21 protein-coding genes and 1 pseudogene are annotated in these 24,262 nt (G+C 70.2%); 6 read left to right on the top strand and 16 right to left on the bottom strand.

Annotation, left to right across the window (positions count from 1 at the left end; translation table 11 throughout):
• Positions 1-55 precede the first annotated feature (55 nt).
• The 3 genes from HF323_RS12710 to purL all read right to left on the bottom strand — a co-directional run bounded on the left by HF323_RS12710 (position 56) and on the right by purL (position 3,526).
• Positions 56-856 carry a hypothetical protein gene (locus HF323_RS12710; RefSeq protein ID WP_169582974.1) on the bottom strand — a complete coding sequence of 267 codons (801 nt, stop codon included), beginning with the start codon at positions 854-856 and terminating at the stop codon, positions 56-58.
• A 189-nt stretch (positions 857-1,045) separates the two neighbouring features.
• Positions 1,046-1,183 carry a hypothetical protein gene (locus tag HF323_RS12715; protein WP_169582975.1) on the bottom strand — a complete coding sequence of 46 codons (138 nt, stop codon included), beginning with the start codon at positions 1,181-1,183 and terminating at the stop codon, positions 1,046-1,048.
• Positions 1,184-1,192: 9 nt separating this feature from the next.
• A complete protein-coding gene (gene purL, locus HF323_RS12720) occupies positions 1,193-3,526 on the bottom strand; it encodes a phosphoribosylformylglycinamidine synthase subunit PurL (protein ID WP_169582976.1) in 2,334 nt (777 codons plus the stop codon).
• 100 nt (positions 3,527-3,626) lie between these two features.
• Between purL and HF323_RS12725 the strand changes: the two genes are divergently transcribed.
• Together HF323_RS12725 and HF323_RS12730 are read left to right on the top strand one after the other, a co-directional pair.
• The gene (locus HF323_RS12725) at positions 3,627-4,022 is read left to right on the top strand and encodes a metalloregulator ArsR/SmtB family transcription factor (RefSeq protein WP_169582977.1); all 396 of its coding nucleotides are present in this window, start codon (positions 3,627-3,629) and stop codon (positions 4,020-4,022) included.
• 1 nt (position 4,023) lies between these two features.
• Positions 4,024-5,004, top strand: a complete 981-nt coding sequence (locus HF323_RS12730) for an SRPBCC family protein (RefSeq protein WP_169582978.1) — start codon at positions 4,024-4,026, stop codon at positions 5,002-5,004.
• Positions 5,005-5,057: 53 nt separating this feature from the next.
• Here HF323_RS12730 and HF323_RS12735 read toward each other — a convergent pair whose 3' ends face one another.
• A complete protein-coding gene (locus HF323_RS12735) occupies positions 5,058-6,179 on the bottom strand; it encodes an acyl-CoA desaturase (protein WP_188241722.1) in 1,122 nt (373 codons plus the stop codon).
• A 182-nt stretch (positions 6,180-6,361) separates the two neighbouring features.
• On the opposite strand from HF323_RS12735, the gene HF323_RS12740 reads away from it, so the two are divergent.
• Both HF323_RS12740 and HF323_RS12745 read left to right on the top strand, forming a co-directional pair.
• Positions 6,362-7,273 (top strand): TerC family protein, encoded by a 912-nt coding sequence (locus tag HF323_RS12740; protein ID WP_211160578.1) that lies wholly within the window; start codon positions 6,362-6,364, stop codon positions 7,271-7,273.
• A 108-nt stretch (positions 7,274-7,381) separates the two neighbouring features.
• Positions 7,382-9,637 carry an esterase-like activity of phytase family protein gene (locus HF323_RS12745; protein WP_169582981.1) on the top strand — a complete coding sequence of 752 codons (2,256 nt, stop codon included), beginning with the start codon at positions 7,382-7,384 and terminating at the stop codon, positions 9,635-9,637.
• Between the two features lie 145 nt (positions 9,638-9,782).
• Here the strand turns inward: HF323_RS12745 and HF323_RS12750 are convergent, their stop codons facing one another.
• From HF323_RS12750 to HF323_RS12790, 9 genes and pseudogenes are all read right to left on the bottom strand, one after another.
• Positions 9,783-10,463, bottom strand: a complete 681-nt coding sequence (locus HF323_RS12750) for a response regulator transcription factor (RefSeq protein WP_169582982.1) — start codon at positions 10,461-10,463, stop codon at positions 9,783-9,785.
• Positions 10,460-11,875: pseudogene (locus tag HF323_RS12755) on the bottom strand (DUF4118 domain-containing protein); the annotation flags it as partial. The pseudogene HF323_RS12755 and the gene HF323_RS12750, both read right to left, overlap by 4 nt.
• Before the next feature lie 698 nt (positions 11,876-12,573).
• Positions 12,574-12,759 (bottom strand): hypothetical protein, encoded by a 186-nt coding sequence (locus HF323_RS12760; RefSeq protein WP_223169401.1) that lies wholly within the window; start codon positions 12,757-12,759, stop codon positions 12,574-12,576.
• An 86-nt stretch (positions 12,760-12,845) separates the two neighbouring features.
• Positions 12,846-13,289, bottom strand: a complete 444-nt coding sequence (gene sufU / locus HF323_RS12765) for a Fe-S cluster assembly sulfur transfer protein SufU (RefSeq protein WP_169582984.1) — start codon at positions 13,287-13,289, stop codon at positions 12,846-12,848.
• Positions 13,286-14,560, bottom strand: coding sequence for a SufS family cysteine desulfurase (locus HF323_RS12770; RefSeq protein WP_169582985.1), 1,275 nt, complete (start codon positions 14,558-14,560; stop codon positions 13,286-13,288). Before HF323_RS12770 ends, sufU begins: the two co-directional genes overlap by 4 nt.
• Before the next feature lie 118 nt (positions 14,561-14,678).
• Positions 14,679-16,832, bottom strand: coding sequence for an APC family permease (locus tag HF323_RS12775; RefSeq protein ID WP_169582986.1), 2,154 nt, complete (start codon positions 16,830-16,832; stop codon positions 14,679-14,681).
• 89 nt (positions 16,833-16,921) lie between these two features.
• Positions 16,922-18,142 carry an amidohydrolase gene (locus tag HF323_RS12780; protein ID WP_169582987.1) on the bottom strand — a complete coding sequence of 407 codons (1,221 nt, stop codon included), beginning with the start codon at positions 18,140-18,142 and terminating at the stop codon, positions 16,922-16,924.
• A gap of 123 nt (positions 18,143-18,265) precedes the next feature.
• On the bottom strand, positions 18,266-19,279 hold the full coding sequence (locus HF323_RS12785) for a LacI family DNA-binding transcriptional regulator (protein ID WP_169582988.1): 1,014 nt from the start codon (positions 19,277-19,279) through the stop codon (positions 18,266-18,268).
• A gap of 42 nt (positions 19,280-19,321) precedes the next feature.
• Entirely contained in the window at positions 19,322-21,004 is a 1,683-nt protein-coding gene (locus tag HF323_RS12790; protein ID WP_169582989.1) for a glycoside hydrolase family 13 protein, read from the bottom strand.
• 95 nt (positions 21,005-21,099) lie between these two features.
• Here HF323_RS12790 and HF323_RS12795 point away from each other — a divergent pair, with 95 nt between their 5' ends.
• Positions 21,100-21,615, top strand: a complete 516-nt coding sequence (locus tag HF323_RS12795) for an adenine phosphoribosyltransferase (protein WP_169582990.1) — start codon at positions 21,100-21,102, stop codon at positions 21,613-21,615.
• 40 nt (positions 21,616-21,655) lie between these two features.
• Here HF323_RS12795 and HF323_RS12800 read toward each other — a convergent pair whose 3' ends face one another.
• On the bottom strand, positions 21,656-22,588 hold the full coding sequence (locus HF323_RS12800; RefSeq protein ID WP_188241713.1) for a 2-hydroxyacid dehydrogenase: 933 nt from the start codon (positions 22,586-22,588) through the stop codon (positions 21,656-21,658).
• Positions 22,589-22,682: 94 nt separating this feature from the next.
• On the opposite strand from HF323_RS12800, the gene HF323_RS12805 reads away from it, so the two are divergent.
• Positions 22,683-23,111 carry a DUF1761 domain-containing protein gene (locus HF323_RS12805; RefSeq protein WP_169582991.1) on the top strand — a complete coding sequence of 143 codons (429 nt, stop codon included), beginning with the start codon at positions 22,683-22,685 and terminating at the stop codon, positions 23,109-23,111.
• A 6-nt stretch (positions 23,112-23,117) separates the two neighbouring features.
• Here the strand turns inward: HF323_RS12805 and purQ are convergent, their stop codons facing one another.
• A complete protein-coding gene (gene purQ / locus HF323_RS12810; RefSeq protein WP_169582992.1) occupies positions 23,118-23,825 on the bottom strand; it encodes a phosphoribosylformylglycinamidine synthase subunit PurQ in 708 nt (235 codons plus the stop codon).
• Positions 23,822-24,070, bottom strand: a complete 249-nt coding sequence (purS, locus tag HF323_RS12815) for a phosphoribosylformylglycinamidine synthase subunit PurS (RefSeq protein ID WP_169582993.1) — start codon at positions 24,068-24,070, stop codon at positions 23,822-23,824. Before purS ends, purQ begins: the two co-directional genes overlap by 4 nt.
• Between the last annotated feature and the right edge of the window lie 192 nt (positions 24,071-24,262).

A 24,262-nucleotide genomic window follows, 5' to 3' on the forward strand; every position in this document is an offset into this window, starting at 1 on the left:
GCTAACGGCCCGCGGAGCCGCGCACCCGGGCTCGGAGGAGCCCCACAGGCGGAGGTCAGCGCGTGGCGGAGTCGGGAGGCTTCGGCGAGAACCGGCGAGGAGTCAGCAGCGTCGACCGCAGACCCTCGAGCACCGGGATCGCGGCGTCCAGCACGCCCGCCATGGAATCGAGCACCCCGGACATTCCGGCCGGAGCCGGGCGCGCCGGACCGGGCACGCCGGCCTGGCGCTCGGCCTCGGTCAACGCCGCGTCGAGAGCCGCGACGGCGTTGCGGTAGGCCACGTACTCGGCCGGAGCCACGCGCCTGCCGGGTGTGGGTCTGAGCCACTGCGCCTCTCGCTGTGCGTGCAGGAACGCGACGGTCGACGGATGCCGCGCATCGGTCAGCTGCGGGAACGCCAGTGCCTTGTCGACGTCCGTCTCGTACGCGAGCCAGCGTGCGTTGATCGCGTCGTGCGCGGCGCACAGCCGGTCGATCGGCAGAGGTTCGGCGGGGGTGTTGGAGCGGTACTGCACGTACGACGCCTTGACCCGCGCGCGGCTGGCACGCAGGGCGAGCGACGCGGTCCTCTCGTTGCTGCGCGCCGCCGTCAGCGCGTGTTTGGCCTGCAGCTGCCCGGACACCCCGGGGCGCGATCGCGCCGTGAGCACGTCGGCCTGTGCGGCGCGCACCTGCGCCTTCGCGGCCACGAGAGCGCGGTAGGCCTGGGACTCCTCGTGGCGCGCGGCGTCGAGCTCGAGTCGGCGCGCGCGGCGACGGCCGGTGGTCAATGCGCCGTACGCGCCGGCTCCAGCCGCAACGGTGGCCGGAGCGATCCACCACCAGCTCCCGATGACCAGGAGGATCGGCTCCACTCCTTCATGGTAGCCGCGCGCTGCCTCGGCGTCCCGGGGAGTCTGCTGAGCGCCCTCGCGGGAGACCCGCCGGCGCTCGCGGGCGCTCAGCGGAGCGCGCCCTGATCGCAGAAGCGCGTCAACTTCGCAGCATCCGGCGGGAAATCTGCGAGATTCGCGCGATTCTGCGAGTCTCGTGAACCGCGGGCGTCAGCCGAACAGGAGCGACAGCACCGTGGCGCCGCCGCCGACCACGATCAGAGCGACGATCGTCACCCACGCGATGATCTTGACGCGCCGCTGCCGGGTGTCGTTGAAACCGCTGTACTCTTCGTCGTCGGCCGCCATGAGTCGATCCTAGGCCGCGGGCTCGGAGATGATGGGGCCGAAGGCGGCGGGCAGCGTCGAGGTCGACAGGTCGCGCAGCTCGGTGAGCGGAACCGTGAACAGGCCCTGCACCTCGAGCGCGGGCGCGTCGCCGTCTCCCGCGGCGTCGGTCACGCCGATCCGCAGCACGGGGTAGCCGCGGCCCTCGCACAGCCCGCGGAACTTCACGTCGTCCTCGCGCGGCACCGACACGATCACGCGACCGGTCGATTCCGAGAACAGCGCGGTCGCGGCATCCACCCCGTCCCGCTCCTGGATCTCGTTGAGCCACACCCGCGCGCCGACGCCGAAGCGCATGACCGCCTCGGCCAGCGCCTGCGCGAGACCGCCCGACGACAGGTCGTGCGCGCTGGAGACGAGCGACTGCAGCGACGCGGCGTGGATGAGCTCGGCGAGCTTCTTCTCCTGCGCGAGGTCGACGGCCGGCGGGCGTCCGCCGAGGTGGCCGTGGATCGTCCCCGCCCACTGCGAGCCGGACAGCTCGGTGGACGTCACGCCGAGCAGGTAGATGTTCTCGCCGGCATCCTGCCAGCCCGAGGGGATGCGCCGGGCGACGTCGTCGATGATGCCGAGGACGCCCACCACCGGCGTCGGGAAGATCGGCTGGTCGCCGGTCTGGTTGTAGAACGACACGTTGCCACCGGTGACGGGGACGCCGAGTTCGAGGCATCCGTCCGACAGGCCGTCCACGGCCTGCGAGAACTGCCACATCACCTCGGGGTTCTCGGGCGACCCGAAGTTGAGGCAGTCGGTGACGGCGGTGGGCACCGCGCCGGTCACGGCGACGTTGCGGTACGCCTCGGCAAGGGCGAGCTTCGCCCCCTGGTACGGGTCGAGCTGGCAGTAGCGGCCGTTGCAGTCGGTCGCGATCGCGAAGCCGAGGCCCGAGTTCTCGTCGACGCGGATCATGCCGGCGTCGTCGGGGAAGGACAGCGCGGTGTTGCCCATCACGTAGTAGTCGTACTGGTTCGTGACCCACGACGTGTCGGCGAGATTCGGGCTCGCGACGAGCTGCGTGAACTGACGGCGGAGCGTGTCGGGGTCGGTCTCGCGGGGAAGGGCGGAGGCGGAGTCGTCGCGGAGCGCGTCGATCCACGTCGGGTAGGCGACGGGGCGCTCGTAGACCGGGCCGTCCACGGCGACCGTCGAGGGGTCGACGTTGACGATCTCCTCGCCGTGCCAGAAGATCTGCAGGCGGCCGTCGCCGGTCACCTCGCCGAGGACGCTCGTCTCGACGTCCCACTTGGCGGTGACCTCGAGGAACGCGTCGAGCTTCTCGGACGCGACGATGGCCATCATGCGCTCCTGGCTCTCGCTCATGAGGATCTCCTCGGGCGTGAGCGAGGGGTCGCGCAGCAGCACGTTCTCGAGGTCGACGCGCATGCCCGAGCCGCCGTTGGCGGCGAGCTCGGAGGTCGCGCACGAGATGCCGGCGGCACCGAGGTCCTGGATGGCTTCGACGAGCTCACCCTTGTACAGCTCGAGGCAGCACTCGATGAGCACCTTCTCGGCGAACGGGTCGCCGACCTGCACGGCGGGCCGCTTGGTGGGCCCGCCATCGGCGAAGGTGTCGGAGGCGAGGATGGATGCCCCGCCGATGCCGTCACCGCCGGTGCGGGCTCCGAACAGCACGACCTTGTTGCCGGCGCCCGAGGCGTTGGCGAGCTTGAGGTCCTCGTGGCGGAGCACGCCGACCGCGAGAGCGTTGACGAGGGGGTTGCCCTGGTAGACGGCGTCGAACACCGTCTCGCCGCCGATGTTGGGCAGGCCGAGGCAGTTGCCGTAGAACGAGATGCCCGAGACCACGCCGTGCACGACGCGCGCCGTGTCGGGGTTGTCGATCGCGCCGAAGCGCAGCTGGTCCATGACCGCGACTGGGCGCGCGCCCATCGAGATGATGTCGCGCACGATGCCGCCGACGCCGGTCGCGGCGCCCTGGAACGGCTCGATGTAGCTGGGGTGGTTGTGCGACTCGACCTTGAAGGTGACCGCCCAGCCCTCGCCGATGTCGACCACGCCGGCGTTCTGGCCCATGCCGACCATGAGCCGTTCCTTCATCTCGTCGGAGACCTTCTCGCCGAACTTTCGGAGGTAGATCTTGGACGACTTGTAGGAGCAGTGCTCCGACCACATGACGGAGTACATCGCAAGCTCGCCCGACGTGGGACGGCGGCCGAGGATCTCGCGGATCCTGTCGTACTCGTCGGGCTTGAGTCCGAGCGCCGCATAGGGCTGCTCCTTCTCGGGCGTGGCCTCGGCGTTCGAGACGGTGTCGGCCAGGGCCTTCGGGGAGGGGGTGGTCACGCGGCTCAGCTCCAGGAATCGGGGGATGCCGGACCTGTCCAGTCTAGTTGGGCGTGAAGGGGGTTGACGGATGCCGCGGCCCGTCGTAACCTACAACCAAATGGTTGTACGAAAAGAGCTCAGCGATGACGAGATCGACCGCGTGTTCCACGCACTCGCGGCGGCGACGCGGCGCGACATCCTCCGTCGCACGATCGAGGACGAGCATTCGGTCTCGGCGCTCGCCCGTGACTACGACATGTCGTTCGCCGCGGTGCAGAAGCACGTCGCCGTGCTCGAGGCGGCCGGCCTCATCATCAAGCGCGCCGAAGGGCGCGAGCGTCTCGTGCGAGCGGATCCGGCGATGATCGCCCGGGCCCGCGCTCTCCTCGCACGCTACGAGGAGCTGTGGCGCTCTCGCATCGACCGCCTCGACGCCCTCCTCGCCGAACCCTCGGGCGGCACCGGCCGCCCGAGCCCGCACGACCCCGACAGCACGGAAACCGAAGGAGCATGAGATGCCCGTCACCGATGTCACCACCGATCCGAACGCCCTCACGATGACGCTCACGGCCGAGTTCGACGCGCCCGTCGACCGGCTGTGGGACGCGTTCACAGACCCGCGCCAGCTCGAGCGCTTCTGGGGTCCTCCCGGCTGGCCGGCGACCTTCCCGACCTTCGACTTCGAGGTCGGCGGGCGCGCCCTCTACTTCATGACCAGTCCACAGGGCGAGAAGTCCTACGCCTCGTGGGAGTTCCTCGAGATCGACGAGCCCCGGGGATTCACCGTGCTCGACAACTTCGCCAACGAGGAGGGGGGCCCGCTCGAGGGCATGCCCGTAATGCGCGTGGTCTTCACGTTCGAGCCCACCGCGACCGGCTCGCGCATGGTCAACGTCTCGCACTTCGCCTCCGCCGAGGCGCTCGAGCAGGTCGTCGCGTTCGGCGCCGTCGAGGGCTCGACGATGGCGATCAACCAGCTCGACCGCGTGCTCGCGGGGCTGCGGGAGTATGCCGGCGGCAAGGGAACGCAGACCGAGATCCTCGACGACACCCACGTGCGGATCACGCGGCTCATCGACGGTCCGATCGACCTCGTGTGGCGGGCGCACCAGGAGCCCGAGCTGCTGAAGCAGTGGATGCTCGGACCCGACGGCTGGCGTCTGGACGTGTGCGAGGTCGACCCCTCGGTCGGCGGACGCTACCGCTACGAGTGGGAGCCCGCCGAGGGCATCGAGGGCGAGCGGTTCGGCTTCGACGGCGAGACCCTCCTGTCGGAGGCCCCGCGTCGCGCGGTCACGACCGAGCACATGATCGGCACCGACTTCCCGTCCACGCTCAACGACCTCAACCTCTACGAGGAGGACGGGGCGACGCTCATCACGCTGCTGATCGAGTACCCCGACAAGGAGACGCGCGACATGGTCCTCGCCACCGGCATGACCGACGGCATGGAGGCCAGCTACGCACGTCTCGAGGGAGTGCTCACCGCCGTCTGAGCAACGAACGAAGGAGGGACGGATGCCGAGGCATCCGTCCCTCGTTCGTCTCATCAGGCCTGACGGAACCGGTTCACCATCGGGCAGTCGAACGGGTCGCGTGCGGCGAGGCCCACGCGGTTCAGGTACGCGATCACGATGCCGTACGACTGGATCAGGCTGGTCTCGGTGTAGGGCACGCCGCGCGTGCGGCACTGCTCCATCACGATCTCGCGGGTCTTGGCCAGATGCGGGCGCGCCATGCTCGGGAAGAGGTGGTGCTCCACCTGGTAGTTGAGCCCGCCCATGAGCGTGGTCGCCCACCATCCGCCGCGGATGTTCCGCGACGTGCGGACCTGCTTCGAGAAGAAGTCCAGCTTCGCGTCGGCGGCGATGATCGGCATGCCCTTGTGGTTGGGGGCGAACGAGGCGCCCATGTAGACGCCGAAGACAGCGAGCTGCACGCCGAGGAACGCGAACGCCATGCCGATCGGCAGGAACACGAAGATGGGGGTGAGGAAGAGCGAGAAGCGCAGGGCGATGAGCGAGAGCTCGATCCAGCGGCCCTTGACCTCGCCGCGCGAGAGAAGGTGCTTGAGGCCGAGCGCGTGGAGGTTGGCGCCCTCGAGCGTGAGGAGGGGGAAGAACAGCCACCCCTGCTTGCGGGTGATGAACGCGCGCAGTCCGCGCGCCGTCGCCGCATCCTCTTCGAGGAACGAGATCGTGTCGATCTCGATGTCGGGGTCCTTGCCCACGCGGTTCGGGTTGGCGTGGTGGCGATTGTGCTTGTTGTTCCACCACGAGAGGCTGATGCCGACCACGCCGGCGGCGAGGATGCGGCCGAGTCGGTCGTTCGCGGGACCCGAGACGAGGATCTGACGGTGCGCGGCCTCGTGAGCGAGGAACGCCACCTGGGTGAAGATCACGCCGAGCGCCCCGGCGATGAGGAGCTGGTACCACGTGTCGCCGAGCAGGATGAATCCCGTGATCGCCCCGCCGAGCGCGAGCACGAGCGCGACGCCGACGAGCGCATAGAACCAGCGGGCGCGCGCCAGGAGTCCGGTCTCGCGGACGACCTGCGACACCTCGGTGTACGCGCGGGCGACCGGAGGGAACGTGTCTGCGCCGGCATAGGTCTGGCGGACGGCGCCGAGACGGGCTTCGGTCGGAGCGACTGCGGTGATGGTTGCGATGATCGCACCTGCCTGGTCGGATGCCGACCAACCCGGTCGACGCGGAGCCACAGGCGGATGCCGATCGCTATTGCTCACACTACGCGCGTGAGTATGGCGCTCCCGGAATGCGGGCGCTTTCACCGGGCGTTCGGAGGCGGCGTCCAGGATCGGGACCGGCGGGGCGAGGCATCCGTCCCCGTACGATGGGTCTCGTGGACTTCTCCCTCGAATTCACCCCGGACCTCATCGCCGTCTTCCTCACGCTGTTCGTGCTCGAGATCGTGCTCGGCGTCGACAACGTCATCTTCATCTCGATCCTCGCGTCGAAGCTGCCGAAGGAGCAGCAGGCGAAGGCCCGCAATCTGGGTCTGACCCTCGCGATGCTCATCCGCGTGATCCTCGTGTTCTTCGCGGGCTGGATCATCACGCTGAAGGAGGAGGTCTTCTTCATCGGCGACCTCGGGTTCTCGTGGAAGGACCTCATCCTCATCGCGGGAGGTCTGTTCCTCGTCTACAAGGCGGTCACCGAGATACATCACAAGCTCGAGGGCGCCGAGGAGGAGCACGGATCGGGCAAGAAGGTCGCTCAGATCACCTTCGGGTCGGTCATCGCTCAGATCCTGCTGCTCGACATCGTCTTCTCGCTCGACTCGGTGATCACGGCGGTCGGCATGACCGAGAACATGATCGTGATCATCACGGTCGTCGTGCTGTCGTTCGGCATCATGCTGTTCGCGTCGCGCTTCATCTTCATGTTCGTCAACAAGCACCCCACCGTGAAGATGCTGGCGCTTTCGTTCCTGCTCCTCATCGGCGTGTTCCTGATCGCCGAGGGCTTCGGGCTGCACATCGACAAGGCCCTCATCTACATGCCGATGGCGTTCGCGGTGCTCGTCGAGGGCCTGAACCTGTGGGCGGCCGCCCGCAAGGCCAAGCGCGAGAAGCGCGCGCAGCACGCCGTCAAGCTGCGCCCGCAGTACCCCGACATCGACGAGTCCGTGGCGGTGCACACCGCACTCTCCGGCGCGGCCTCGGGCGGGTCGGTCGGTCTGTCGCGCAGGCCGGTGGCGAGCGAGGACGCGCCCTCCGAAGAGGAGCGCCAGGGCCTCGGCTGAGCTGTAGGGACGACGGATGCCTCGGCCGAGGCATCCGTTCACGCGGGCGTCGTCTGGACTTCCCCCACCTGACACGACGTCGCAGGCCGCGCTCGGTTGGCTCGCCTCATGAGCCCAATCCCCCGCTCGCGCGCCCTGCCGCGCGTCGTCGCCCTCACCGTCGCGGCCGTCACCGCCGCTTCCGTCCTGACCCCCGGCGCAGCCTTCGCCGCCCCCGACTCGACGCCGGGGAGCTCCGGCGCGGTCAAGGCCGTGGCCCCCACCCTCGTCGCGCGAGCGACGCTGTCGGCCGACCACCTCGAGCCCGGGCCGCCGTCCGGCGCGCTCGCCTCCTCGGCCAACGGGCGCACCGGTCCGTGGGACGGCCAGGTGATCCCCGGCTTCTCCGCCGCCATCGACAACGGCGACGGCACGTTCTGGGCGCAGCCCGACAACGGCTTCGGCTCGAAGGCCAACTCGGCCGACTTCCTCCTTCGCAACTACCTCGTGCGCCCGGCCTGGGAGACGGCCGCGGGCGGTGACGGCACCATCGCCGTCGAACGGTTCCTCTCCTACAACGATCGCAACGGCGTGCTCGACTTCCCGATCGTCAACGAGAACACCGACGATCGCCTGCTCACGGGCGCCGACTTCGACATCGAGTCGGTCGTCCGCGCGGAGGACGGCACCTTCTGGGTCGGCGAGGAGTTCGGGCCGTTCCTCCTGCACTTCGACGCAGAAGGGACGCTCCTCGAGAAGCCGTACTCGCTTCCCGGCGCCAAATCGCCGCAGAATCCCTACCTGCAGCCGGGCGAGACGCCCCGCGTGCGTGCGAGCCGGGGCTTCGAGGCGCTCGCCGGGGCCGTCAGCGGGAAGTACCTCTACCCGATCGTCGAGGGGGCGTACGCGGACGATCCCGACCCCCGTCGCCGCGAGATTCTCGAGTTCGACGTGAAGCGCGGGCAGTACACCGGCCGCACCTGGAGCTACCAGACCGACCAGGAGGCGAACGTCATCGGCGACGCGTTCCTGTCCGGCAACGACCGCCTGCTGATCGTCGAGCGCGACGACTTCGAAGGTGAGCAGTCCGTGACCAAGCGCATCTACGAAGTCGATCTCAAGCGCACCGACGCTCAGGGGTACCTCGAGAAGACGCTCGTCGTCGATGCGCTGCGCATCCAGAACCCCGACCTGATCGGCGAGGGCGACGGCTACGGGACCGGTCTGGTCTTCTCACTGCCGGTCCAGTCGTTCGAGACGGTCGTGCAGCTCGCGGACGGGCGCCTGCTGATCGGCAACGACAACAACTACCCGGGCAACGACGCGCGCATCCCCGGCACGCCCGACGACACCGAGTTCGACATCATCGACCTGCAGCGCGAGCGCATCGAGCCCTCGGAGATCACCGTCGTCGGACACCGCGGTGCCAGCGGCCACCGGCCCGAGCACACCCTCGCGGCGTACGAGACCGCGATCGTCCAGTGCGCCGACTACATCGAGCCCGATGTGGTCTCGACGAAGGACGGCGTGCTCGTCGCGCGTCACGAGAACGAGATCGGCGGCACGACCGACGTCTCGACACGGCCGGAGTTCGCCACCCGCCGCACGACCAAGACCATCGACGGTGCGCGCATCACAGGCTGGTTCACCGAGGACTTCACCCTTGCCGAGCTGCGCACGCTGCGGGCCAAGGAGCGCCTGCCGCAGACGCGTCCGGCCAACACGGCGTTCGACGGGCTCTACCTTGTCCCGACACTCGACGAGGTGATCGACCTCGCCCGCCGCTCGATCAGCTGCGACGGCCGTCAGGTCGGCGTCTACCCCGAGACGAAGCACCCGACGTACTTCGACTCGATCGGGCTGTCGCTCGAGGAGCCGCTCGCCGCGGCGCTCCAGCAGAACGGCGTCGACCGGGCTGATGCACCGGTGATCCTGCAGAGCTTCGAGGTCGGCAACCTCAGGGACCTGAACGAGCTCACGAATGTGACCATCGCCCAACTCATCAGCCCGTCGGGGCGCCCCTACGACTTCACCGCCAGCGGGGACCCCCGCACCTACCGGGATCTCGTGACACCCGCAGGCCTGGCGGAGATCGCGACCTACGCCGACGGCGTCGGTCTCGAGAAGTCGGTCATGATCCCGCGAACCGCGGCAGGCACCCTCGGAACCCCGACCACGGTGATCGCCGACGCGCACGCGGCCGGCCTCACCGTGCACGGCTGGACGTTCCGCCTCGAGAACCAGTTCCTGCCGGCCGAGTTCCGCTCGAGCACCGACCCCAACGCGCCGGGCGACCTGCCGGGCGAGATCCGGGTGTTCCTGAACGCGGGCATGGACGGCCTCTTCAGCGACCAGCCCGGGGTCGCGGTCGCGACGGTCGGCTGACCTGACACCAGGAGCGGGCGGATGCTGCGGCATCCGCCTGCTCTGCCGTCTGCGCATGCCGGTCGGCTCAGGAGCCGTCGAGCACCGGTCGGCTCAGGATCCGTCGAGCACCGGTCGGCTCAGGATCCGTCGAGCACCGGTCGGCTCAGGATCCGTCGAGCACCAGTCGGTACCCCATGCCCTGCTCGGTCAGGAGGTGCACCGGTCGCGAGGGGTCGGCCTCGAGCTTCTTTCGCAACTGCGACAGGTACAACCGCAGGTAGCCGGTGTCGGTGACCTGAGCGGTGCCCCAGATCTCCTTCAGCAGTGCCTGGCGGGTGACGAGCACCCCCGGATTGCGTGCGAGGAACTCGAGGATGAGCCATTCGGTGGGCGTCAGGTGCACGCGGTCGCCGCCGCGGGTCACCGACTTCGCCGCGAGATCGACGGTCACGTCGCCGAAGGAGACCACCGGAACGTCGGACGGCGCGACCACGCGGCGCGAGAGCGCGCGCAGTCGCGCGAGCAGCTCGTCGATCTGGAACGGCTTGGTGACGTAGTCGTCCGCACCGGCATCCAGCGCCTCGACCTTATCGGCGGAGCCGGTGCGTCCCGACACGACGATGATCGGCACCTGCGTCCAGCCGCGCAGCGCCTGGATCACCCGCACGCCGTCGAGCCGGGGCATCCCGAGATCGACCATGACGATGTCGGGCAGCTCCTTTGCCGCGAGGGCGATCGCCGAGGCGCCGTCGGGCGCGGCCACGACGTCGTAGTCGTGTGCGGCGAGCGTGATGCGCAGGGCGCGGACGAGCTGGGGGTCGTCGTCTGCGACGAGGATCTTCACGGGCGGCCCTCGGGGACGGATGCCTCGGCCGCCGACAGCGCGATCACCATGGTCAGTCCTCCGCCGGGGGTGTCCTCGGGGCTGAGCGTACCGCCCATCCCTTCGGTGAACCCCCTCGACAGCGCGAGTCCCAGACCGAGGCCGGTCGTGTTGTCGGTGTCGCCGAGGCGCTGGAATGGTGCGAACATGTCGTCGCGGCGGTCCATCGCGATTCCCGCGCCGTGATCGGCGACGCGGATCTCGACCGCGCCCCGACGCGACCGTCCGGCGACCTCCACCTTCTCGTCCGCCGGGCTGAAGCGGAGCGCGTTGGCCAGCACGTTGACCAGAACGCGCTGCAGCAGCACGCCGTCCGCGGCGACCGGCGGCAGATCGGTCGGGAGGGTGACCTCGACGAGATCGGGACCGGCGCCGAGCTCGTCGAGCGCGGCCAGCACGACATCGGCGGCATCGACCGAGCCGAGCGAGACCGCCAGCACGCCGGCCTCGACGCGACTGACGTCGAGGAGGTCGGTCACGAGCGCCGACAGCGCCGACAGCGACTCGTCGGCGGTCGAGATGAGCTCCTCGCGATCCTCGTCCGAAAGGCGCTGCCCGGCGGTGCGGAGCCCGCTCACCGCAGCCATCGCCGCCGCGAGCGGGCGCCGGATGTCGTGGCTCACCGCCGACAGGAGCGCCGTTCGCACACGGTCGGTCTCGGCGAGGACGGCGGCCTTGCGAGCGGTCTCGGTCAGTTCCGCGCGCTCGAGGGCGGCCCCGAGCTGCGCGACGACGGCATCGAGGAGACGCCGCTCCGCGTCGTCGAGCTCGCCGCCGTGCAGCTCGAGGGTGCCGCGGTCGCCGGGGCCGATCGGCACGCGCAGCACGCGTCCGTCGGGCACCGGCTCGCCATCGGTGGCGATCACCGTGCCGTCGGGCGCGAGCAGCCGCACACCCGTCACCGGAAACGCCTCGCGGGCGCGCGACACGAGCGCGGGAACGGCGCTCTCACCCCGCAGCACGCTCCCGGCAACGGTGGCGAGCAGGGCCGCTTCAGCCGTCGCCCGCTGCGCGATGCGCGCGCGTCGGGCGGCCTGATCGACGATGTAGCTCACGAGGATCGCGATCACGACGTAAAGGAACAGCGCCCACAGGTGCAGGGGGTCGGCGATCGTCACAGCGAACTGCGGCGCGACGAAGAGGTAGTCCAGGGTGAGCCCCGACAGCACCGCGGCGAACAGCGCCGGCCAGATGCCGCCGACGAGCGCGACGATCACGACGAGCAGTTGGAACGCGAGCACGTCGGACGTGATCGACTCGGGTGTGCGGATCGAGTAGAGCAGCCACGTCAGCAGCGGCCCGCCGACGAGCGCGACGACGAACCCCATGATGACGCGTCCGCGGCTGAGGGCCCCGCCGGGCACCTTCATCAATCCGCCGACGGCGCCGCCGACGAGCGCGACACCCGAGCGCGATGCCTCGGACTCCATGGCGACCCTCCTCCGTGCCCGGTTCGGGCCCGGGCGCGAGTCCCGGACCTTCGAATCCTAGGCTCGCCGGATGGCGGGGCCGCCGCGAGAGGGCGATCCTCACGCAATCCATGCGGGGTGGGCCTCATGTCCCGGTGTTCGCGTCGGCTTCCCCGTTCGCAGCGGCTTGGCACCCTCGGGGCCTGGTTCCCGCGGGCCCTGTCGCACTGGGACTCTGGCCCGGTTCCCGGGGTTTGGGGCTGGTTCCGGGGTTCGGGGCTGGTCGGGGCTGGTTCCAGGGGTTCGGGGCTGGTTCCGGGGCTGGCTCCCGGGGGTTCGGGGCTGGTTCCGGGGTTTGGGGCTGGCGCTTGCGCGCCCCAAACGCGAGAGCGCGCCCCAAACGCGAGAGCGCGCCCCAAACGCGAGAGCGCGCCCCGAACGCGAGAGCGCGCCCCAAACCCGCATCGGCGGCATGCCGTCCGGGCGTGACCCCGCGGGTTCGGGCGGATGGCCGTGTCCGGAGCTGGCTGCTTGGTTCGGGGCTGGTTCCGGGGTTCGGGGTGGGTTCTAGCGCGCCCCAAACGCGAGAGCGCGCCCCAAACGCGAGAGCGCGCCCCAAACGCTAGAGCGCGCCCAAAACGCGAGCACGCCCCAGATCAGAGTCAGAGCGCTTCGAGCAGCCCCGCACCGAACACGAATGCCGCGGCGCCGACGACCGCCAGCGCCGAGATGGCGAGGATCGTGACGACCAGCACGTTGCCGGCGATCGCCAGCAACGCGGCACCGAGGGCCGGGATCCGGCGGCCCGGCGTCGTGCGAAGGGTGGTCGAGACGGTCGAATGCATCATGCCCTCGACGCTACGAAGCGGGGCGGGCCGAGGCATCCGCCCCCGGGCTCATCTCCCTCCACCGAAGGGATGATCCTCGCGCGGACTCAGGCGCGGGCGAGGTCGTCCTCGAGGGCCACCCACGCGAGCATCGCGCACTTGACGCGCGCGACGTACTTCGAGACTCCCGACAGCGCGGCGGCGTCGAGATAGACGTCCTCGTCCAGCTCCACCGTTCCGCGCGAGCGCAGCGCTTCGCGGAAGCCGTCGATGAGGGCGGATGCCTCGGCCCGAGGCATCCCTTCGACGAGCTCGGTCAGCATCGAGGCCGAAGCCTGCGAGATCGAGCAGCCGTTGCCCTCCCACGTGACGTCGCGCACCGTCTCGCCGTCGGTGTCGAGGCGCAGGCGCAGCGTGATCTCGTCGCCGCACAGCGGGTTGTGCTGGTGGGAGGTCGCGGAGCGCCCCTCCTCGTCGGCGAGCCCGAACCCGACGCGGCGCTTCGAGTGGTCGAGGATGAGCTCCTGGTAGAGCGACTCGAGCCCGCTCACGATCCGGCTCCGAAGAACGCACGCACGCCCGAGACGGCGTCGAGGAACGCGTCGACCTCGTCCTCGGTGTTGTAGAGAGCGGCGGATGCCCGCACCGACGCCGTCAGACCGAACCGGCGATGCAGCGGCTGAGCGCAGTGGTGACCGACGCGGACGGCGATGCCACGGGAGTCCAGGAACTGGCCGACATCGTGCGCGTGCACCCCGTCGACGTCGAACGCCCACAGACCGACCCGCTCGACCCCCTCGGCATCGCCGAGCAGGCGGATGCCGGGAATCTGCCGCAGCCCCGCGCCCATGCGGGCCTCGAGCGCGCGCTCGTGCGCGTGCACCGCCGGCATGCCGACGGCGTCGAGATAGCGCACCGCGGCCGCGAGACCGATCGCCTGCGACACCGGCTGCGTGCCGGCCTCGAACCGCTGCGGCGGCGGAAGGTACGAGGCCTCGTCGAGGGTGACGGTGGTGATCATCGACCCGCCGGTGAGGAACGGCGGCAGATCGGCCAGCACCTCGGAGCGGCCGTAGAGTCCCCCGACCGCGTAGGGTCCGAGCATCTTGTGACCCGAGAAGACCGCGAGGTCGACACCCAGCGCCGGCAGGTCGAGCGGGAGGTGCGGGGCCGACTGGCACGCGTCGAGCACCGTGAGTGCGCCGACGCTCTGCGCGAGGGCGACGAGTTCGGCGACCGGGTTGACGATGCCCAGCACGTTCGACACGTGCGGGAACGCGACGAGGCGGGTGCGTTCCGAGATGACGGATGCCGCGGCATCCGTGTCGATCGTCCCGTCGTCGCGCACCGGGATATGGCGGAGCACGGCTCCCGTGCGGGCGGCGAGCTCCTGCCACGGGATGAGGTTCGCGTGGTGCTCGCTCTCGGTGACGACCAGCTCATCGTCGGGCTTCAGGGCGAAGCGGGCGCTGGCCGGAGCGCCGCGGCCCGAGGTGGCGTTGCCGATCGCGTAGGCGACGAGGTTGAGTCCGGCGGTGGCGCCGCTCGTCCAGACGAGCTGCTCGGGTCGCGCTCCGACGAAGCGGGCGACAGCAGACCGCGCATCCTCGAAGAGCTCGGTCGCCTCGGCGGCGAGCGTGTGAGCGCCACGGTGGACGGCGGCGTTCGCGCGGGTGAGGAACGACACCTCGGCGTCGATGACGGCCTGCGGCTTCTGGCTCGTGGCGGCGGAGTCGAGATACACGAGGGGCGCGTCGCCGACGCGTTCGCCGAGGAGAGGGAAGTCGGCGCGGATGGCCGCGAGGTCGAGCACGAGGGTCACCCTTCCAGGCTACGCCGTGCCGCCGCCCCGCGGCTGGGCGCGGCCTGGCGCCGATCACACGCGCAAACGGCCCTGCCGGCGCAAGCGGCCCTGAAGCCCGGCGGCGAGGGGCCGGGCGTCAGCGACCCGTGCCCACCGGCTCCACCGGCTCGGACGCCGCCGATCCGGCGCCCGCCTGCGGCGGACCCGCGGGCCTCATCGCGCGGCGCCCGGCCGTCTGGATCTCGGGTACCGACGGCCTACCGGCGCGGTCCTCGCCCGGCAGCGGGCGTGAGCGCCGTCCGTAGATGAGCTCGGAGGAATCGAGCAGCCACGGCACGAGCGTGATGCTCACGCCGTGCACGAGCATGAGCTGCTGCGCGATGCGGCGCGAGCGGCGGTTGTGGAGCAGCGACTCCCACCAGTGCCCGACGATGTACTGCGGAAGGTAGACGGTGACCACCGACGACCCGAACTTCTCGCGATACTGCTTGATGAACTTGGCGACCGGCGCCGCGTAGGAGCGGTACGGCGATTCGATGACCACGAGCTTCACCGGGATGCGGTGCTCGTCCCACTGGCGCTGCAGCTCGGCGGACTCTTCGGCGCTGACGGCGACGTGAACGGCGAGTGTCTTGTCGTGCTTGGCGGCGAGGGCGTAGTCGATCGCCTTGATGACCGGTTTCTGCAGGCGGTTGACGAGCACGATGGCGACGTCGCCGTCCGAGCCGAAGTGGGTCTCGTCGTCGACGCGGATCTCGTGCTCGACGTCGCGGTAGTAGCGGTTCACCCCCACCATGAGCAGCGTCAGGATCGGGATCGCGATGAACACCAGCCACGCGCCGTGGGTGAACTTGGTGACGGTGACGATCAGCAGCACGAAGATCGTCATCGCGGCGCCGACGCTGTTGATCACCAGGCCGGTGTGCGCCGAGCGGCGCTGGGCGGCATCGGATGCCTCGGCCGGGGCATCCGGCGACGAACCGGCGAGATTCCGCAGCACCCGTCGCCAGTGGCGCACCATGCCGATCTGGCCGAGCGAGAACGAGACGAACACGCCGATGATGTACAGCTGGATCAGCGTCGTGAGGTTCGCCTGGTAGACCACGAGCACGCCGATCGCCGCGATCCCGAGGATGATCATGCCGTTGGAGTAGACGAGGCGGTCGCCGCGGGTGTTGAGGGCCTTCGGGGCGTAGCCGTCGCGCGCGAGCACCGATCCGAGCAGCGGGAAGCCGTTGAAGGCGGTGTTGGCGGCGAGCAGCAGCACGCACGCCGTCGCCGCCTGGATCAGGTAGAACGGCAGCGATCCCATTCCGAACGTCGCGGCCGCCACCTGTGCCATGAGGCTCGGCTGGGGCTGGCCCTCGCAGTCGAAGCCCACGAGATGGCAGGGGTTCTCGGCGTAGTTCACGCCCGACACGAGGGCGAGCGCGGTGAGGCCCGAGAACAGCAGGATGGCGATGCCGCCCATGAGGGTCAGCGTCATCTGGGCGTTGCGCACCTTCGGCTTGCGGAACGCGGGCACGCCGTTCGAGACGGCTTCGACGCCGGTGAGGGCGGAGCATCCGCTCGAGAACGCCCTCAGCACCAGCAGGATCACGGCCGCCTGCGTGAGCTGCTCACCCTGCACGGCGTACTCGGCGCTCGACGCGACGGGAGGGTCGCCCAGCAGCGTGCGGGTGAGCCCCACGACCACCATCAGCGCGACCGACCCGATGAACACATAGGTCGGAATCGCGAACGCGAACGATGCCTCACGCACGCCGCGCAGGTTCACGATGACGATGAGGATCACGAATCCCACGGCCAGCTCGATGCGGCCGGGATTCAGCTCGGGGATCGCCGAGATGATGTTGTCGACTCCCGAGGCCACCGACACGGCGACGGTCAGCACGTAGTCGACCAGGAGAGCGGATGCCACGACCACCCCGGGCACCTCCCCGAGGTTCTTGCGCGCGACCTCGTAGTCCCCACCGCCCGACGGGTACGCCTTGATCAGCTGCCGGTAGCTCGCGACGACGACGAGGAGCAGCACGACGACGGCCGCGGCGACCCAGGGCGCGAACGCCAGGAACGCCGTGCCGCCGATGAGGAGGATCATCAGCAGCTCCTGCGGCGCATACGCGACCGAGCTCAGGGCGTCGGACGCGAAGATCGGCAGTGCGCGCTTCTTCGGGAGGAGCTGTTCGTCGAGCTTCTCCGAGGTGAGCGGGTCGCCGATGATGAGGCGTTTGGCCCGCGGGGTTTCGTCGCCGGGTTCCCGGCTCTCGCTTGTCACGGCGGACGACATTACGCCCGCTGTGGGGTATGCCAGGCCTCGATCCGGGCATCCTCACGGAATCCATACGACGGATGCCGCGGCATCCGTCCCCGCACCCGTCAGTGCGAGCCCAGGAACTCCCGTGCGGCGACGACGAGATTCGCCACGCCGTTGCGGAGCGTGGGCTGCAGCACCGGCGCGAAGAAGGGCGAGTGATTGGTCGGGATGTCGCGTTCGACCGTGCCGGCGGCGGTCGCCTCGGCGTACTTCGCCGGGTCGACCCCGCCCCAGAACCAGAACACCAGCGGGGCTCCCGCTTCACGCGCGAACCACGACACGTCCTCACTGCCGGTGAACATCCCGGGATCGATGACGGCATTCTCGCCGAAGGCGTTGTCGAACGCGTAGCGCAGGCGGGCCGTCGCGTCGATGTCGTTGATCGTCGGGGGGAGGGAGTGGTCGATCTCGATGACCGGCTCCTCGGCGGCGCCCGACGCCTGCGCCTCGGCGCGGACCACGCGCTCGACCTTCTCGAGGATGCGGTCCCGGGCGTCGTCGTCGGGGTAGCGCAGGCTGAGCTCGAGCCGGGCCTCGGCGGGGATGATGTTGTTCTTGAGGCCGGCGTGGATCGAGCCGACGGTCACGACGGCGACGTCGCGGGGGTCGACCTCGCGCGAGACGATCGTCTGCAGACGCATGACGGTGGCCGCTGCCATGACGACCGGGTCGATCGTCGAGTGCGGGCGCGAGCCGTGGCCGCCGCGCCCGAGAAGCGTGACGGTGAGGCCGTCGGAGGCCGCCATCTGGGTGCCGCTGCGCACCCCGATCATTCCGGCCGGAAGCGGCGTCACGTGCTGGCCGAGCACGATGTCGGGCTTGGGGAAGCGGTCGAGCACGCCGTCGGCGATCATCGCCTGCGAACCCGCGCCGTACTCCTCGGCGGGCTGGAAGACGGCGACGACGGTTCCCGACCATTCGTGCTTCGTGGCGACGAGCTTCTCGAGCGCGCCGAGCAGGGCGGCGACATGCATATCGTGTCCGCACGCGTGCATGACCGGCACGACGGTGCCCGACGGATCCGTTCCGCGCGCGGTGCTGGCGTAGGCGAGACCGGTCTGCTCGGGCACGGGCAGGGCGTCCATGTCGGCGCGGAGCCACACGACCGGGCCATCGCCGTTGCGGATCACGCCCACGACGCCTGTCTCGCCGATGCCCTCCTCGAACTCGATGCCGAGCTGCTCGAGGTGCTTCGTCACGACCCCGGCTGTGCGGGTCTCCTGGAAGGACAGCTCCGGATGCCGGTGCAGGTCTTTGTAGAGCGCTTCGAGGTCGATCGTCATGCGTTCGAGCTTAACCGGCGCGTTTCGTCGCGCTTCGCTCGCTCGACGACCGAGGGGGACCAGCGGCGCGCGGCGGCCCGGGTCGTCGAGCGAGGGAGCGCAGCGACCGAGACGAGACGAGCGTCAGTCGGCGAGGCGCGCGGTGGACCCGCGGACGATCAGCTCGTACGGCAGTTCGCCCGGCTGGTGCGTCGGCGCGACGCCCTTCTCGAGCTCGGCCAGGATCGCGTCGGCGGCACGCTCGCCCTGCCCCCGAGGGAACTGGTCGACCGTCGTGAGGCGGAAGAACTCGCCGAGTTCGTGGCCGTCGATGCCGACGACCGAGATGTCCTCGGGCACGCGATAACCGAGCTCGCGGGCGGCGAGCAGCGCCCCGATCGCCATCTCGTCGGACGCCGCGAAGATCGCCGTCGGCCGGCCGCCCGGCTTGCCGAGCAGCTGCTTCGCGGCGCGGAAGCCGCCCTCGATCGTGAAGTCAGCCGGCTCGAACAGCGACGGCTTGACCGGGATCCCCGCGTCGGCGAGGGCCTGCTCGAACCCCTGACGGCGGTGCGTCGGGATGTGGAAGTCGATGTCGAACTCCGGGCTCGCGCCGATATGGGCGATCTCCCGATGCCCGAGGGCGAGCAGGTGCTCGGTGGCCAGCCGCGCCACGGCGACGTCGTCGACCGTGAGCGTGGTGAGCCGCGGGTTCGGTCCGCCGATCGCGATCACCGGCAGGTCGAGCGCCATCAGCTGCTCCGTCTCCTCCTCGCCGATCTCGATCGAGATGGCGATGACGCCGTCGACCCGCTGCCGTCGCAGGAACGTGTCGAACACGTCGCGTCGCTCGGCGCGGTCGGCCGTCAGGCTGTACAGCGTGATGTCGTACCCACGCCGCATGAGCGCAGACGCGATGCCGCTCAGCACCGTCGAGAAGAACCACCGGTCGAGGAACGGCACCAGCACGCCGATGTTGCGCGTGCGACCGGACGCCAGGCTCGACGCCGACGCCGACACGACGTAGCCCAGGGTCTTCGCCGCGGCCTCGACACGCGCCTTGGTCGCGTCGGAGACGTGTCCGCGCCCGCTCAGCGCACGCGAGACCGTCGCCGTCGAGACGCCGGCATGTCGCGCCACCTCGTCGATGCTGACCACGTCGTCCCCACCTCTCGCCTCGGCCCCCAGGCCGAGCCCTCGTCAGTCGTTCGCGAGCCAGACGGTCGTGTCCGGAGGCAGCATGCCACCGTCGATCGGGCCGCTCGACGCGATCACGATACCGTCCGGCAACGGCGCCGCCGTCGCACCGGTGTTGCCGATGACGGTGATGTTCTCGTTGCGGAACGCCACGACGTCGGTGCCGAAGCCCTCGAGCCACTCGAGCGAGCCGGCGCCGAGACCGCGGGCGCGACGCTCGGCGATGAGCGCACGGTACAGCGACAGGGTCGACTCGGGGTCGGTCGCCTGCGCGTCGCGGGCGAGAACCGACCACTCGGCGGGCTGGGGCAGCCAGGACTGACCGGTCGGGCTGAAGCCATAGGCCGGGGCATCCGTCGACCAGGGAATCGGCACGCGGCAGCCGTCGCGGCCGTAGCGCTCGCCGTGGGTGCGGAACCAGGTCGGGTCCTGCCGCGCGTCGCCGGGGATGTCGATGACCTCGGGCAGGCCGAGCTCCTCGCCCTGGTAGAGGTAGGCGGAGCCGGGCAGCGCGAGCATGAGGGTCGTCGCGGCACGGGCGCGACGCAGGCCGACCTCGGGGATCGGCTTGCCGGGGGAGTCCGGCCCGATGCCGTGGCCCTGCGGGTTCTCGGCCGTGAGCGCGAGACGCGACGCGTGGCGCACGACGTCGTGGTTCGAGAGCACCCAGGTGCTCGGGGCGCCGACGGCGGAGTACGCGGCGATCGATCCGGCGATCACGGAGCGGAGGGCCGCAGCGTCCCACGCGGTCTCGAGGTACGAGAAGTTGAACGCCTGGTGCATCTCGTCGGGGCGCACCCACAGCGCGGTCTTCTCGGGAGTCGGCAGCCACGCCTCCGCGCACAGGGCGCGGTCGCCGTCGTACTCCTCCATCAGCAGGTGCCAGTCGCGGTACACCTCGTGCACGCCGTCCTGGCCCCAGTAGGGGACGTTCGCCTCTTCGCCGCCCATCGAGCCGGCCTCGGGGTCGGGCGTGTAGTCGGGCAGACCCTCGGCCTTGACCAGGCCGTGGGCGACGTCGACGCGGAAGCCGTCGACCCCGCGGTCGAGCCAGAAGCGGAGGATGCGGCGGAACTCCTCGCGCACCTCCTCGTTGGACCAGTCGAAGTCGGGCTGGGACGAGTCGAACAGGTGCAGGTACCACTGGCCGGCGGTGCCGTCGGCCTCGACGACGCGGGTCCACGCGGGGCCGCCGAAGATCGACTCCCAGTTGTTCGGGGGCAGCTCGCCCTCGACGCCCTTGCCGTCACGGAACATGTAGCGCGCGCGCTCCGGGCTGCCGGGGGCGGCGGCCAGCGCCTGCTGGAACCATTCGTGCTGGTCGGACGAGTGGTTCGGGACGAGGTCGACGATGAGGCGGATGCCGCGGGCGTGCGCCTCGGCGAGCATCACGTCGAAGTCGGCGAGCGTCCCGAACAGCGGGTCGACATCGCAGTAGTCCGAGACGTCGTAGCCGGCGTCCTTCTGCGGGGAGCGCTGGAACGGGCTCAGCCAGATCGCGTCGACGCCGAGGTCGCGCAGGTCGTCGAGGCGCGAGGTGATGCCGGGCAGGTCGCCGATGCCGTCGCCCGAGCTGTCGCTGAAGGAGCGGGGGTAGATCTGGTAGATGACGGCGGTGCGCCACCACTCGCGACCAGCGGTGACGGTCTGCGCGTCGGTGCGCTCGGCGATCTGCGGGGAAGTCATCGCTCCAGGATAGTGCAAGCGCTTACATTTCCACGCCCACCTGGCTGTGGATGTCCTATGCCTGACCGATCGGACGTCGGCGGTATCGTGAGGCGGTGACCGAAGCCCTCCAGCGCGCCGAGGCGCTCATCCGCACGATCCCCGACTACCCCGAGCCGGGCGTGCAGTTCCGCGACATCACGCCCCTGTTGGCGGATGCCTCGGCACTGCGCACCGTCATCCACGCGATGATCGCGCCCTTCGAGGGCGACTTCGACGTCGTCGCGGGGGTCGAGGCCCGCGGCTTCCTGCTCGCGGGGGCCGCCGCGATGGAGGCGGGCGCCGGGCTGGTGCCGATCCGCAAAGCCGGCAAGCTGCCTCGGCCCGCGGCATCCGTCGATTATGCGCTCGAGTACGGGACCGCGACGATCGAGGCGCACGACGACATCCGCGACGGCATGCGCGTGCTGCTCGTGGACGACGTGCTCGCCACGGGCGGCACGCTCGTCGCCGCCCACACGCTCGTCGAGCGGCTCGGCGGCAGAGTCGTGGGAACCGCGGTGCTGATGGAGCTGACGGCGCTCGGCGGTCGCGACGTCGTCGGCGACGTGCACGCGGTGTTCACGGGCTGAGGTCGCCGCGGCGAGACGGGACGAGTCCGCCTCGGAGGCTTCAGCCGCCGAGCACGACGTTGAGCGGCGCCTCGCCTCGCGACATCCGCTCGATCTGCGTGCGCACCAGGCGCGCGATGCGGGGAGCCATCGCGCTCGAGTCGCCGCCGACATGGGGAGAGATGAGCACGCCGGGCAGGGCCCACAGCGGGTGGCCCTGGGGAAGCGGCTCGGGGTCCGTCACGTCGAGGGCCGCCCGGATGCGCCGGCGCTGCACATGATCCACCAGAGCGTCCGTGTCGACGATCGACCCACGGCCGACGTTCACCAGCAGCGCGCCCTCGGGCAGCCGAGCGAGGAACGCGTCGTCGACGAGATGCCGCGTGGCCTCTCCTCCGGGAAGGGTCACGATCACGATCTCGGTGTCGCCGAGAAGCGCCGGCAGCTCGTCTACCCCGTGCACGGGCATCCCGTCCTCCACCCTCGCCCGGTGCGCGACCACCGTCAGATGTACCTCGAACGGCGCCAGCCGGGCGGCGACCGCCTTGCCCACACCGCCGTAGCCCAGCAGCAGCACGCGGCGGTCCGCGAGGCTCTGCGAGAACCGCGACTTCCACCGGGCCTCGGCGGTATCGCGCGCGAACACGTCGATCTTCCGCTGCGCGGCGATCGCGAGGCCCACGGCGAGCTCGGCTGTCGAGGTCTCGTGCACGCTCGCGGCGTTGGCGAAGACGAGTCCGTCGGGGAGGGTGCCGGCTACGCCGTCGTAGCCGATGGACTGGCTCTGCACGAGGCCTGTCGGCACATCGCGAAGGCGCTCGAGCACGGTGGACATCTGCATGTAGGGCGGGACGACGATGTCGAATCGGTCGCGAGGCGCCGGACCGTCCATGGGCCACACCACCACCTCGACGCCGTCGGGGAGGTTCCCCAGGTCGGCGGCGAGTCGTTCGGTGGGCACGCTGACGATGAGATTCCGGAAGCCTCGGCTCACCCTCCTACGCTACCGGCGCGCTGTCCCGCCAGGGTTGAGACGTGGCGCTACGCTCGCCCCGAGCGGCTCCGCGCCGCCGACCGAGGAGGCGCAGATGGTTCCCGAGATCAACTACTGGGCGGTGCTGCTGGCGACGCTGTCGAGCATGGCCGTCGGCGCGATCTGGTACTCGATGAAGGTCTTCGGCAAGCGCTGGGTCCGGCTGGCCAAGGTCGACATGGACCGGGGAGGCAACGCCGTCCTGCCGTTGCTGGTCACGCTGCTGGTGAGCTTCCTCACGGCCTGGGTGCTCGCCGGAGCGGCGAACATCGCGTGGCACTTCTACGGCGGCGGCTACCTGCTCGCGGCGCTCGGCACCGGCGTCATCCTGTGGGCGGGCTTCACGGCGGCGCGCTTCATCACCCACGACGCGTTCGAGGGGCGACCGTCGTCGCTCACGGTCCTGAACATCGCTCACGAGCTCGTGACGATCGTCGTGATGGCGATCATCATCGGGGTGTGGCCCCCGGCCGGAACCGTCTGACCGGGGTCAGGCGGCCGCGCCGACGACGGCGGCGACCGCCGACGTGAAGAACGGAAGGCCGTCGACGCCGGAGCGCATCGCGGCTGCCGTGTCGGGGCCGAAGCCCGGCTCCACCGCATGCTCGGGGTGGGGCATGAGCCCCACGACGTTCCCACGGTCGTTGGTGAGGCCGGCGATGTCGCGCAGCGACCCGTTGGGGTTGACGCCGAGGTAGCGGAACGCGACGAGTCCCTCGCCCTCCAGGCGATCGAGTTCGGACTCCGACGCGATGTAACCGCCGTCAGCATTCTTGAGCGGGATCACGATCTCCTGACCGGAGGCGAAGTCACTGGTCCAGGCCGTGTCGTTGTTCTCGACGCGCAGCCGCTGGTCGCGCCGGATGAACTGCTGATGGGCATTGCGGATCAGTCCGCCGGGGAGCAGGTGGGCCTCGACGAGCATCTGGAAGCCGTTGCAGATGCCCAGCACCGGCATGCCCTTTGCCGCGGCATCCTTCACCTCGGCCATGATCGGCGCGTGCGCGGCGATCGCGCCGGCGCGCAGATAGTCGCCGTAGCTGAATCCGCCGGGGAGGACGAGAGCGTCGACGCCCTCGAGATCGTGCGACCCGTGCCACAGTGCGACCGGTTCGGCGCCGGCCGCGGCGATCGCGCGGTGGGCGTCGCGGTCGTCGAGCGAGCCCGGGAAGGTGATGACGCCGATGCGGGCGGTCATTCGACCACCTCGACGCCGACGACGTCTTCGATCACCGAGTTCGACAGGATCTCGTCGGCGATCTGACGTGCTGCCGCGAGGACCTCGTCTGTGACCTCGCCGTCCACGGTGAGCTCGAACCGCTTGCCGATGCGGACGGACGAGAAGGCGTCCTGCCCGAGTCGCGCGAGGGCGCCGGACACGGCCTTGCCCTGAGGGTCCAGCAGCTCGGCCTTGGGCATGACGTCGACGACGATGGTGGGCACGGAATCCTCCTGGCGGCCGCGCGGGGCCTCAGCGGTCGTTGGGCGACGAGCGCGGCGAGCAGTCGAAACGCCGGATGTCGCGGGAAGGGGTTCAGCGCCAGTCTACCGGGGCGCGCCGGCGAGGTGACGTCGTCGTCGGCGCCGGTCGTGACACAACCGTGACCCGAAGCGTGGGAGCGCTCCCTTGACATC

The organism is Microbacterium sp. MF43 (assembly GCF_012847295.1).
GTDB lineage: Bacteria > Actinomycetota > Actinomycetes > Actinomycetales > Microbacteriaceae > Microbacterium.